Origin of the sequence: Sphingomonas sp. IC081 (assembly GCF_006874585.1) — a bacterium.
Taxonomy (GTDB): domain Bacteria; phylum Pseudomonadota; class Alphaproteobacteria; order Sphingomonadales; family Sphingomonadaceae; genus Novosphingobium.
In genome coordinates, this window is the sequence record NZ_CP029761.1 from 3262221 (window position 1) to 3274268 (window position 12048).

The window sequence follows — 12048 nt, forward strand, 5'->3', positions numbered from 1 at the left end:
CGGATAGAAATGACGACCGACACCACCACTGCCCGCCTGCTCCTCGTCGACGACGAGTCCGCGCTTCGCGAACCCCTGGCCGAGTACCTCTCGCGCCAGGGGTTTGCCGTAAGACAGGCCCAGAGCGCCGCCGAGGCCCGCAATCTGCTGCGCGACGAGAAGCCCGACCTGGTCCTGCTCGACATCATGATGCCCGGCGAGGACGGCCTCTCGCTGTGCCGCCACCTCGTCGAGGCGCAGGACGTGCCGGTGATCTTCCTCACCGCCCGCGGCGAGGCGACCGATCGTATCGTCGGCCTCGAGATCGGCGCCGACGACTATGTGGTGAAGCCCTTCGAACCGCGCGAACTGGTCGCCCGCATCCGCTCGGTGCTGCGCCGCGCCGCCCGCATCGCCGCGCCCGCGACGGAGAACGAGATCTTTGCCTTCGAGACCTGGCAGCTCGATCCGCTCAAGCGCCGCCTCACCGATGCCGAAGGCGCCTCGGTGGCGATCTCCTCGGTCGAGTTCCGCCTGCTCATGGCCTTCCTCGAACATCCCCGCCAGGTGCTCAACCGCGACCGCCTGCTCGACATGGTGCAGGGCCGCGAGGCGCACCTGTTCGACCGTGCGGTGGACAACCAGGTCAGCCGCCTGCGCCGCAAGATCGAGGTCGATTCGCGCAACCCGCAGTTGATCCAGACGGTCTGGGGCGGCGGCTACATGCTCGCCGCCGACGTGCGCCGCATGCCCGCCCCGGCGGAATGAGCCCGGCCCCCATGCCCCCATCCCCCGTGCTCCCGTCCCGCCTGAAGATCCTGCGCCCGCACAGCCTGATGGGCCAGATGCTGCTCGCCGTCGCCGCGGCGCTGCTGCTGGTGCAAGGGCTCGGCACCTTCCTCGTCTACCGCGCCCAGCGCGAAGGCTACGAGGCGGGCATGAACAATGCCGCGGTGTTCCGCCTGATCATGGAGACGCGCGGCCCCCGCGGGCTGGTGCGCCGCCAGAACGCCCGCCCCGGAGACACCCCGGGCGGACCGCTCTCCGGGCCGCCGCCCAAGGGCTACCACCTCGAATACAGCACCCGCTCCCCGGTCCTGCCCGGCGAGGCGCGCGACCGCGACGCCGAGACCGAACTGACCAGGATCCTCGCCGACCAGGACTTCACCGTCCGCGAGGTGGTGGTCGTCCACCGCGCCGCCGGGCAGGACCGCTACGCCCGGCGCGGCCTGCTGCGCCGCGCCGCCAGCTTCGGCCTGCCGCCCGACGAGGTCTCCGGCCTCTTGCGCTCCAACCTCATGGTGGTGGGCGTGCGTACCAGCGACGAGGGCAGCTGGATCATCGCCCGGGTGCGCGGCCCGCGCCCGGAAAACGTGCTGCTGGGGCCGATCCTGATCCAGACGATCAGCATCTACGTGGTGCTGATGGTGGCGGTGGCGCTGATCCTGCGCCGCATTACCCGCCCGCTCGCCGCGCTTACCCGCCGGCTCGAACGCTTTGCCGCCACGCAGGACCTCGACGGCCAGCTCGCCCCTTCCGGCCCCGAGGACATGCAGCGGCTGATCGTGGCCCACAACGCGATGGAATCGCGCATCGCCGCCCTGCTCGACGAGAAGGACGTGATGCTCGGCGCCATCGGGCACGACCTCAAGACCCCGCTGGCGGCTTTGCGCGTGCGCATCGAATCGGTCTCCGACGATGTCGAGCGCGGCCGCATGGCCAGCACCATCGAGGACATCGTGCGCACCCTCGACGACATCCTCTCGCTGGCCCGCGTCGGCCGCCCGAGCGACCCGCTGGAACGCACCGAGCTCTCGGCGCTGATGTTCTCGGTGATCGAGGAATACGAGGACATGGGCGAGCCGGTCGAAGTGGACGAGACCGAACGCATCGCGCTGGAACTGCGCCCGACCTGGATCCGCCGCGCACTACGCAACCTGATCGGCAACGCCCTGCGCTACGGCCAGCGCGCCCGCGTCTCGCTCTCGCGCGAAACCACGCCGGGGGGCCGCAGCGCCGTGATCGTGATCGACGACGACGGCCCGGGCATCCCCGAGGACCAGATCCACGCGATGATGAACCCCTTCACCCGCGGCGACCCCTCGCGCAACAGCGCCACCGGCGGGGCGGGCCTCGGCCTCGCGCTCGCCCGCGCGATCGCCGAACAGCACGGCGGCGCGCTGGTGCTGGCCAACCGACTGGCGGCGGACGGCACGGTCGAGGGCCTCAGGGCCAGGGTCGAACTGCCGGTGGGGTGAGCCCCGATTGACCTTTAGGGAATTATGCATGAGTATATCATCACCACGCTATACTATGCCCTAAAGAGATAAACATGGACCCGGTTCGAAATCCGTTTGCGCCCGGAGCAGGCTCTCAGCCGCCGGAGCTGGCCGGCCGTGAGGAAATCATCACCACGGCGGACACCGCCTTGCAGCGCGTCCTGCTGGGCCGCCCCGCCCAATCGCAAATGCTGCTCGGCTTACGCGGAGTGGGAAAGACCGTTCTTCTCAACAAGATCGAACAGATCGCTGAAGAACGCGGATACCTGACCTCGTTCATCGAAGCCCCGGAAGACCGCAAACTCGTCGATCTGCTTTACCCCAAGATCCATCAGGTTCTGCGAAAACTGTCCCTCGTCGAAGCCGCCAGAACATCCACGCATAACGCGCTAAGGGCGCTGCGCAGCTTTGCTAGCGCCTTCAAGATCAGCGTCGGAGACTTCGAAGTCTCCGTCGATCCGGAACCCGGCGTTGCCGACAGTGGCAATCTCGAATACGACATCACCGAACTCTTCCTGAAAGTCGGCGAGGCAGCAAAAGCGGCCAGTCGCGGATGGGCGTTGCTGATCGACGAAGTGCAGTACCTTTCGCCGGACGAACTGGGTGCCCTCATCGTCGCCATTCACCGGATCAATCAGAAAGGCTTGCCGGTCCTGCTGTTCGGTGCCGGTCTGCCTGCCATCGCAGCATTGTCGGGCGATGCAAAGTCCTATGCGGAGCGGTTATTCGTCTTCCCCAAGATCGACGCCCTGCCCAACGCCGCAGCGGCGAATGCGATACGTCAGCCAATCGAGGAGGAAGGGGAAACGATCAAACCCGACGTGCTGGATACCATCGTCGCATTGACACGTGGATATCCCTATTTCCTTCAGGAGTGGGGCTATCAGGTCTGGAATGCCTCGCCGGAATCACCGATCGCGATTACTTGCGTAGAAGCGGCGGAAAAGGAGGCGCTGCGTCGGTTGGACGAAGGCTTCTTCAAAGTCAGGATCGACCGTCTGACGCCAAAGGAAAAGGAATACGTGATTGCCATGGCCCGATTGGGGCCGGGGCCATACCGATCCTCGGACGTGGCTGAAGTGCTGGGTGAAAAACTGACGACCCTTGGCCCCCGGCGCGCGCAGATCATCGCGAAAGGCATGATCTACAGCCCGGCGCATGGGGATATCGCCTTCACGGTCCCGATGTTCGACGAGTATCTCAAGCGCCACTGGATCCCCGTCGGATCGAATTGAGCGCCCCCTACTTCATCGCCACGAAATCCGCATCGATCTGGCTACCCACCAGATCGTCCAGCAACCCGCAATTGCGCACCCGCTCGCTGGCGCGCGCGAGTTCCAGAGCGCCCGAAGTTCCCGCAAGGCTCGGCCCGAAGTCGCGGGTGATCCGTTCGGCCTTGTCCACCGAGCAGTAGCGGCCCAGCAGCTGCGGCAGGCGGGTGGCGAAGAACGGGCCGCCGCTGGCGCTCACCAGATCGTCGAGATGGGCAAGCGCCCACTGATAACCGATGTCGCGCGTGGCGCTGCGGGCCATGATGCCGTCGAGGAAACTCAGCCGCTCGCCCTCGCGCAGGCGCGGGTCCTTGAGGTCCAGCAGCCATGACGCCAGCTTCACGTCACCGGTGCGCGCCGAGGCCGCCAATGCGGCCGGGCGGAACACCGGATCGTCCGAAGACAGCGCCCTTTCCACCAGATCGCGCGCGGCCCCGCCGCCCTCCTCGCCGCCCGCCTTGTCGGCCGCCCGCTTGAACAGGTAGACGTCCAGCGCATGGTCCATCCATGCCGGGTCCAGCGCGGCCCCGTCCCCCCTGAGGTAAGCCTCCATCGCCTGTGCCATCTGGTCGCGCAGCTTGCCGCCCCGGCTGGTCGCCAGCAGCGCCTCCACCACCTGCACCCGGCGCTGGATGCGCGCGGGCGCTTCGTGGGCATAAATGCCCGCACGCGGATCGAAGCCGTCTTCCTTGAGCAGCGGCATATAGAGCCGCTCGCGCAGCAGATTGAACCCGAGCCGCCCGCGCCCGGTGACAAGGCCCTGCATGACATAGCGCGACAGCGCCTCGAACGGCGCATCGGCGGCATGGGGATCGGGATGGCGGATCAGCGCTCGGGCCAGGAGCGCCATCTCCGAGACATTGCCGCGCCCGCCGCGGATCGAGGCATCGAGCGAATCGACCAGCGACAGCGCCTCGCCCGAGGGCAGGCTACCGGCTCCGGCGATCAGCGACTGCCAGTGCCCGGCGGTCAGTTCGAAACGGTAGTATCCGGCCCCGCCCGCATTGGGGAACACCGGGCCGCTGCCGGGTACGGTGAAGGACTGGTTCGGCCGGTCCATGATCGTGCAAGTGATCTGCGCGCCCCGGCGGAAGCACAGCGGGATGATCCACTTGCCCGGCGGCGGGGCGATGCCCGCGGTGGTGTAGCGCAGCTGGGTCACCGCCACATGGTCGCCCTGCTGGCGCAGCGCCAGCAGGGGCACGCCCTGCTGCTCCACGAAGCTACGCAAGGCGGGCACCAGCCGGGGATCGCCCGCGACTTCGGCCAGCGCGGCGAAGAAATCGTCGCTGGTGGCATTGCCGCCCCGGTGCGCGGCGATGTAGCGGCGCACCCCCTCGCGAAAGCGATCCTCGCCCAGCCAGGCGGCAATCATCGCGACGACCTGCCCGCCCTTGCCGTAGGTGATGGCATCGAAGGCGGAATCGATCTGGTCGCTGGTTTCGATCGCCTGCCGCACCGGGCGCCCCGCCACCAGCGCATCGGTCTCCATCGCCGCGAACCCGGTCTGCAGGGCGTCACCGGCAATGCCCAGCTCCGGTCGCCACGCATCGCCCATGCGGTAGCCGATCCAGTTGGCGAAGCTCTCGTTCAGCCAGATATCGTCCCACCAGGCCGGAGTGACGAGGTCCCCGAACCACTGGTGCCCCAGTTCGTGGCCGACGATGGTGCCGAACTGGCGCTGCTGCGCAACCGGGGCGGCGCCGTCCATCACCAGGATGTCGTCGCGGTAGAGGTCGGCGCCGGGGTTCTCCATGGCGCCGGGCAGCACCGGGCTGGTGATCTGGTCGAGCTTGGGAAAGGGGAACGGCGCGCCGAAAAAGTCCTCCAGCTGGCGCACGATGCGCGCGCTGCCATCGAGCGCAAAGGCCAGCTTGCCGGCGTTCTGGCGGGTGGAGACGATCCGCAGCGGCAGCGGCGCCGCCCGCTCGGCGCTGGCCGGGACGGAGCCCTCCAGCACGGCGAACGGCCCTACCATCACCGCCAGCAGATAGGTCGGCAACGGCAGGCTGGGCGCGAAGCGGTGCACGGCAAGGCCGTTCTCGGTCGTGGGCGCGCCCATCTCGGGCGCATTGCTGATCGCGGTGAGACCGGGCGGCGTGCGCAGGGTCAGCGTGAAGGGTGTCTTGAAGCCGGGCTGGTCGAACCCCGGGAAGGCGGCGCGGGCGTCGATCGACTGGAACTGGCTCCAGACGTACCAGTCGCCCTCGACGTTGACGCGGAACAGGCCGGAAGGCCCATCGGCAAAAGCCGCGCTGTAATCGAGAGTGAGCGTCAGGGGGCCGGCGGCGAGGTCACGGTCAAAAGAGACCTCGGCCAGACCGGTGGCATCGAGCTGGCGCCAGTGGCCGGTCAGCGTTTCCCCGCCGATCCGCGCGGTGACCGCGGTGACATCGAGGTCGCGGCCGTGCAGGTACAGTCCAGGTGCGTTTCTGGTCACCTTCAGGTCGATCTCTACCCGGCCTGAAAAACGCGGTTTGCCCGGATCCAGCGTCAGATCGAGGCGGTAGGCGGTCGGCTGCACACTGTCGCCGAGCCGCCCGAACGGCAGGTCCGGCGCGGCCTGCGAAACGATCGGCACCGCCTCCTGCGCCCAGCCCCGCCCCGGCGCCAGAAGCAGTGCCGAAAGCAGCGTCAGGAAGCGGATAAATGTCATCAAATCAACGCATAAGCCCGCCGATCAGGTTGCGCGCGAAGCGCCCGAGGCCGGGAAATCCGATCGCCTTGCCAAGCGCGTCGCCCACCGTTCCCGCCGCCGCGCTCGCCGCCGAAGCCTGCGGATTTGCGCGGCTCTTCTTGCCCTGCATCGACTGCGCGAGGATCGATCCCGCGCTCGCCGCCGCCGCGCCCGCCGCCGCCTTGGCCACCTTGCCGCCAAGCCCGTCCCACAGGCTGGGGCTCCTGCGCTCCTGCTTGCCGACCTCGGCAGCCCCTTTTTCCGCCACTTCCTGCGCCGTTGCCGCGGCATCGGCGGCCTTGGCGGCCAGCACTTCCTCGGCGCTCTCACGGTTGACGGGCGTATCGTACTTGCCCTGACAGGGGCTGATCGACTGGATGATCGCCCGCTCCCTGGGCTCCACCGGCCCCAATCGCGAGCGCGGCGGCGCGATCAGGGTGCGCTGTACCACCGTGGGCGCGCCCTGATCGTCGAGCGTGGAAACCAGCGCTTCGCCGACCTTGAGCTCGGTGATCGCTTCGACGACGTTGAGCGCCGGATTGATGCGGAACGTATCTGCCGCCGCCTTGATCGCCTTCTGGTCGCGCGGGGTAAAGGCACGCAAGGCATGCTGCACGCGGTTGCCCAGCTGGCCGGCGATTTCCTCGGGAATATCGATGGGGTTCTGCGAGATGAAGTAGACGCCCACGCCCTTCGAGCGGACCAGGCGAACCACCTGCTCGACTTTGTCCTGCAGCGCCTTGGGCGCATCGTCGAACAGCAGGTGCGCCTCGTCGAAGAAGAACACCAATTTGGGTTTTTCGGGATCGCCGACCTCGGGCAGCACCTCGAACAGCTCGGACAGCAACCAGAGCAGGAAGGTGGCGTAGAGCTTGGGGCTGCGCATCAGCTTGTCGGCAGCCAGGATGTTGATGTAGCCGCGCCCCTTGTCGTCGCAGCGGATGAAATCGGCGATTTCCAGCGCCGGTTCGCCAAAGAACTGCGCCGCGCCCTGGCTGTCGAGCGCCAGAAGCTGGCGCTGGATCGTGCCGACGCTGGCCTTGGTGATATTGCCATATCTGGCGGAAAGCGCCGAAGCATTCTCGGCGGCATGGGCCAGCATCGCCTGCAGATCGGGCAAGTCGAGCAAGAGCAAGCCCTGCTCGTCGGCATAACGGAAGACGACGTTGAGCACGCCTTCCTGGGTGTCGTTGAGATCCATCAGCCGCGCCAGCAGCAACGGCCCCATTTCGGAGATCGTGGTGCGGACGGGATGCCCCTGCTCGCCGTAAATGTCCCAGAAAATCGCCGGATTGTCGGAATATCCATAGTCCGTCAGGCCGATTTCCCTGGCCCGCGCTTCCAGCACGGCAGCATTCTTGAACTGCGGGCTGCCGGACATCGAGATGCCGGAAAGATCGCCCTTCACGTCGGCCAGGAACACCGGCACGCCGGCGGCGGAAAACTGTTCGGCAATGGTCTGGAGCGTCACCGTCTTGCCGGTACCCGTGGCCCCGGCGATCAACCCATGGCGATTGGCACGCCCAAGGCGCAGGACCTGCCGTTCACCATTGGCACCGAGCCCCAGGAAAATCTCTTCCATTCATGCCTCCTTGCACCGATCGAGAGTGATAGAACGCGCCTTGGACAAGGGCGAGAGGGATTTTGGGTGAGCCGCCACTTGATCGCCGGGAGGGAAGGCGTCGCTCGCGAGAAAGCGCACTGGTCTCGCCGGTGCCGGGGCGCTAAAGGCGCAGTCCGAGCCATGCCCCAACCCTTCATCCTTTTCGACGACGCCCGCCAGGAAGGCGCGGCCGACGCGCGGATCTACCGCGATCCGGTGGAGATCGTCCTCGCGCGCAGCGAACAGGACGTGCTCCCCGCGCTTGCCCGGATCGAGGAACTCTCGGCCGCCGGCCTGCATCTGGCCGGCTACCTTGCCTACGAGGCAGGGCAGGCGCTGGAGCCGCGCCTTGCCGGCCTGCGCAAGCCTGAAGGCCCGCTGGTCTGGTTCGGCGCCTTCGAAGGCTTCGAAACCGTTCCCGCCAAAGACATTGCGCGCTGGCTGGCCGAAAACGCCGCCCCCGGCCCGGTCGGCATCGGCCCGCTCGATCCGCTGGTCTCCACCGGACGCTACACCCAGGCCTTCAACGCGGTTCACGGCGCCATCGAGGCTGGCGACATCTACCAGGCCAACCTGACCCTGCCGCTGGAGGGGCCGTGGCACGGCGATCCGCTGGCGCTCTACGCCGCGATCCGTCCCGCTGCCGCGGCCGGATATGGCGCACTGATCTGCGACGGAGCCGGGTGGCTGCTCAGCTTCTCGCCCGAACTGTTCTTTGCGCTCGACGATCGCACCGTGACAGTCCGCCCGATGAAAGGCACGCGCCCGCGCGGGCAGGATGCCGCCGAGGACGCATTGCTGCGCGAGGATCTGGCCGCCAGCACCAAGGATCGCGCAGAAAACCTGATGATCCTCGACCTCATGCGCAACGACCTGTCGCGCGTGGCGGAAGCGGGCAGTGTCCGCGTGGAGCAACCTTTCGCGATCGAGAGCTACCCGACCGTCCACCAGATGGTCTCCACCGTCCACGCCCGCCTCTCACCCGACAAGGGCGCCGTCGATCTGCTGCGGGCCCTTTTCCCCTGCGGATCGATCACCGGCGCGCCCAAGATCCGGGCGATGGAACTGATCACCGAGGTCGAACGCCACGCGCGCGGGCCCTATTGCGGCTCGATCGGTTTCATCGAACCCTCTGGCGATGCCGCGTTCAATGTGGCAATCCGCAGCTTGCGTCTGTCACCGGATGCCAAGGGCACTTCGGGCCGGGCCACGCTCGGCGTCGGTTCGGCGGTGGTCGCCGATTCACAAGCGCTTCCCGAATGGCGGGAATGCCTGGTCAAAGGGGGTTTCGTGCGAGATTCGGCAGGGGCGCGTTCGCCCGCCAGTTTCGATCTTGTCGAGACGATGCGTTTCACGCCCGAAGAGGGCATCCCGCTGCTGGAACTCCATCTGGAGCGGGTCCGTACCAGCGCCGAGGCACTGGGCTTCGGTTTTGACCGCCATGCCGTGCGCAATGCGATCCAGGCGCTCTGCTTCGATGCCGATGCGCCTGCCAAGCTGCGCCTGGTCACCGCCCGCAGCGGCGCCTATGCGCTGGAACTGGCCGAATTGCCGGAAACCTTTGAAGGGCCGGTAACCGTCGGCGTGCTGCCGCTTCCGGTCGATAGCGGCGACTGGCGGCTGCGCCACAAGACCAGCGATCGGGGATTCTACAATTCCGGCCTGGCCATCGGGAAAAAGGCGGGGGCTCAGGAAGTGCTGTTCCTGCGCGACGACGGCCTCGTCACCGAAGGCAGCTTCACCAGCCTCTTTGTCGAGCGCGACGGCATGCTGCTGACGCCGCCCGCCGCGCTCGGCCTGCTGCCCGGCGTACTGCGCCGCTCGCTGATCGAGCAGGGCCGCGCGACCGAGGCCGAACTGACGCTGGACGATCTCGCGGACGGGTTCCTGATCGGCAATGCCCTGCGCGGCCTGATGCCGGCCCGGCTGCTCACCTGATGCATACCTCCACCGCCCTCGCCCGCATCGCTCCCTCGGGGACAACCGCGATGACCGACCGCGCGATCGAACTGCGCGAAGCCGGCATCGACGTGATCTCGCTTTCGGTCGGCGAACCCGATTTCGATACCCCGCCCCACGTGATCGAGGCTGCTAAGGTGGCGCTTGACGGCGGGCAGACCAAGTACACCGCGGTCGGTGGCACCTCGCAGCTGAAGCAGGCTGCCGCGCTGCACTTCAAGCGTGACCTCGGCATCGAGGTTCCGCCGTCGCAGGTCACTGTCAGCGCCGGCGGCAAGCAGGCGATCTTCCACGCGATGCTGGCGACGGTCAGCGAAGGCGACGAGGTGATCGTGCCCTCGCCCTGGTGGGTCAGCTATCCCGAGATCGTGCGTTTCGCGGGCGGCAAGGTCGTGCCGCTGCGCACCTCGCCCAAGGACAACTTCCGCTTCACCCCTGCCGACCTCGAAGCGCAGATCGGCCCGCGCACGCTCTGGGTGCTGCTCAACAGCCCCGGCAACCCGACCGGCGCCTATTATCCCGAGGACATGCTGCGCGGCATCGGCGAAGTGCTGCGCCGCCACCCGCGCGTGATGGTGCTGTCCGACGATATCTACGCGCCCATCAACTATACCGGCCGGCCGCATGTGACGCTGGCAAACCTCTGCCCGGATCTGGCCGACCGCATCCTGACCGTCTCCGGCGTGTCCAAGAGCCACGCGATGACCGGCTTCCGCATCGGCGTCGCCGCCGGGCCGCAATGGCTGATCAAGGCGATGGAAAAGCTCCAGTCGCACGCCTCGGGCAATCCCTGCTCGATCAGCCAGGCCGCCGCCGTCGCCGCCTTTGCCGGGCCGCAGGACTTCCTGGCCGCATGGCGCGAGCGGTTTCGCCAGCGGCGCGACATGGTGGTTTCCGCGATCAACGCGATTCCCGGCCTGTCCACGCCCTCGCCCGATGGCGCGTTCTACTGCATGATCGACGCCGCTCCGCTGATGGACCGTTTCGACGGCGACGACGTCAAGCTGGCGCTGCACCTGCTGGAGCACGGCGTGGCGCTGGTCCCGGCCTCGGCGTTCGGCGGCCAGAACGGTTTCCGCATCAGTTTCGCCGCGGATGACGCGCGGCTCGAAGAAGCGCTCCGGCGCATAGAGAAAGCATTGACGTAACATGGAACTGGAAATCCTCTTCGAGGACGGCGAAGCGCTGGTCATCGACAAGCCCGGCGGCCTGCCGCTCGATACGCCGCGTGCCGGCGGGCCGAGCCTCGAAGACCGGCTGGACGAGCTGAAGCTGGGCTTCCATCGTCACCCCGCGCCGGTGCACCGGCTCGACCGCGACACTTCGGGCTGCCTGTTGCTGGCCCGCAACCCCAAGGCCCTGAAGCGCTTTTCCGCCGCTTTCGAGGAAAAGCAGGTCCAGAAGCGCTACCTCGGCATTGTCGCCGGCACGCTGGAGGAAGAGGAAGGCACGATCGCGCTCAACCTCTCCAAGGTCAGCACCGCCAAGGATGGCTGGCGCATGATCCCGGCCAAGAAGGGCAAGCCCGCCGTCACCCACTGGCGCAAGCTGGACGAGAAGAACGGGTTGACCCTCGTGGAATTCCGCCCCGAAACCGGCCGCACCCACCAGATCCGCGTCCACGCCGCGTCCGGCCTTGGCCACGCGCTGCTGGGCGATCCGGTCTATGGTTCCAGCAAGGGCGCGCCGCGCACGATGCTCCACGCGGCGGGCCTGACCGTGCCGCGCGGCGACAAGGAGCCGATCATGGCCGTGGCGCCGCTGCCCAAGGACTTCGCCGCGCTCGGCTTCAGCGATGAATGAGCGAGATTGAAGCCACGATAGACCGCGCCCAGGCCCTGGCGAGCGAAAGCTTCATCGCCGCCTCCGGGCCGGGCGGGCAGAACGTCAACAAGGTGGCGACGGCGGTCCAGCTCAGGATCAACGTCTATGCGCTGCGACTGGCGCCGCCCGTCTTTGCACGGCTGAAGGAACTGGCGGGCAGCCGCATGACCTCGGGCGGGGAGCTGATGTTCACCGCCCGCCGCTTCCGCACCCAGGAAGCCAACCGCGCCGATGCCCGCGAACGTTTGGCGCAAATGCTGCGCGACGCCTACAAGCTGCCCGAAAAGCGCGCCAAGAGCCGGCTCAACCGAGTGGGCAAGGAACAGCGGCTGAAAGGCAAGAAGCTGCGCGGTTCGGTCAAGGCCGGTCGCGGCAAGGTCAGCTTCGACTAGAGCGTTCTCTAAGCAGGTGGGATCACCTTGCGACCTTTAAAACGTTTAAATCCAAAACATTAGA

9 protein-coding genes are annotated in these 12048 nt (G+C 67.3%); 7 read left to right on the forward strand and 2 right to left on the reverse strand.

The window, feature by feature from the left end; translation table 11 throughout:
* Positions 1 to 9 precede the first annotated feature (9 nt).
* The 3 genes from DM450_RS15345 (at position 10) to DM450_RS15355 (ending at position 3493) form a co-directional block, all read left to right on the forward strand.
* Positions 10 to 747 (forward strand): response regulator, encoded by a 738-nt coding sequence (locus tag DM450_RS15345; RefSeq protein ID WP_142636197.1) that lies wholly within the window; start codon positions 10 to 12, stop codon positions 745 to 747.
* Positions 748 to 758: 11 nt separating this feature from the next.
* Positions 759 to 2237: an ATP-binding protein gene (locus DM450_RS15350; protein ID WP_260609914.1), complete on the forward strand. Its 1479-nt coding sequence runs from the start codon at positions 759 to 761 to the stop codon at positions 2235 to 2237.
* A gap of 74 nt (positions 2238 to 2311) precedes the next feature.
* The gene (locus DM450_RS15355; protein WP_142636199.1) at positions 2312 to 3493 is read left to right on the forward strand and encodes an ATP-binding protein; all 1182 of its coding nucleotides are present in this window, start codon (positions 2312 to 2314) and stop codon (positions 3491 to 3493) included.
* Between the two features lie 7 nt (positions 3494 to 3500).
* Here DM450_RS15355 and DM450_RS15360 read toward each other — a convergent pair whose 3' ends face one another.
* Positions 3501 to 6185, reverse strand: a complete 2685-nt coding sequence (locus DM450_RS15360) for a M1 family metallopeptidase (protein WP_142636201.1) — start codon at positions 6183 to 6185, stop codon at positions 3501 to 3503.
* Between the two features lie 4 nt (positions 6186 to 6189).
* The gene (locus DM450_RS15365; RefSeq protein ID WP_142636203.1) at positions 6190 to 7788 is read right to left on the reverse strand and encodes a helicase HerA-like domain-containing protein; all 1599 of its coding nucleotides are present in this window, start codon (positions 7786 to 7788) and stop codon (positions 6190 to 6192) included.
* 162 nt (positions 7789 to 7950) lie between these two features.
* Here DM450_RS15365 and pabB point away from each other — a divergent pair, with 162 nt between their 5' ends.
* Genes pabB through arfB form a run of 4 tightly spaced genes read left to right on the forward strand, consistent with a single transcriptional unit; the run spans position 7951 to position 11984 of the window.
* Complete coding sequence (gene pabB / locus DM450_RS15370; protein ID WP_142636205.1) at positions 7951 to 9747, forward strand: aminodeoxychorismate synthase component I; 1797 nt, start codon at positions 7951 to 7953, stop codon at positions 9745 to 9747.
* Positions 9747 to 10916, forward strand: a complete 1170-nt coding sequence (locus DM450_RS15375; protein WP_142636207.1) for a pyridoxal phosphate-dependent aminotransferase — start codon at positions 9747 to 9749, stop codon at positions 10914 to 10916. The genes pabB and DM450_RS15375 overlap by 1 nt, the downstream gene beginning before the upstream one ends.
* 1 nt (position 10917) lies before the next feature.
* Positions 10918 to 11571 (forward strand): RluA family pseudouridine synthase, encoded by a 654-nt coding sequence (locus DM450_RS15380; RefSeq protein WP_142636209.1) that lies wholly within the window; start codon positions 10918 to 10920, stop codon positions 11569 to 11571.
* Positions 11568 to 11984, forward strand: coding sequence for an alternative ribosome rescue aminoacyl-tRNA hydrolase ArfB (gene arfB / locus DM450_RS15385; protein WP_142636211.1), 417 nt, complete (start codon positions 11568 to 11570; stop codon positions 11982 to 11984). Before DM450_RS15380 ends, arfB begins: the two co-directional genes overlap by 4 nt.
* The last annotated feature ends 64 nt before the right edge of the window (positions 11985 to 12048 follow it).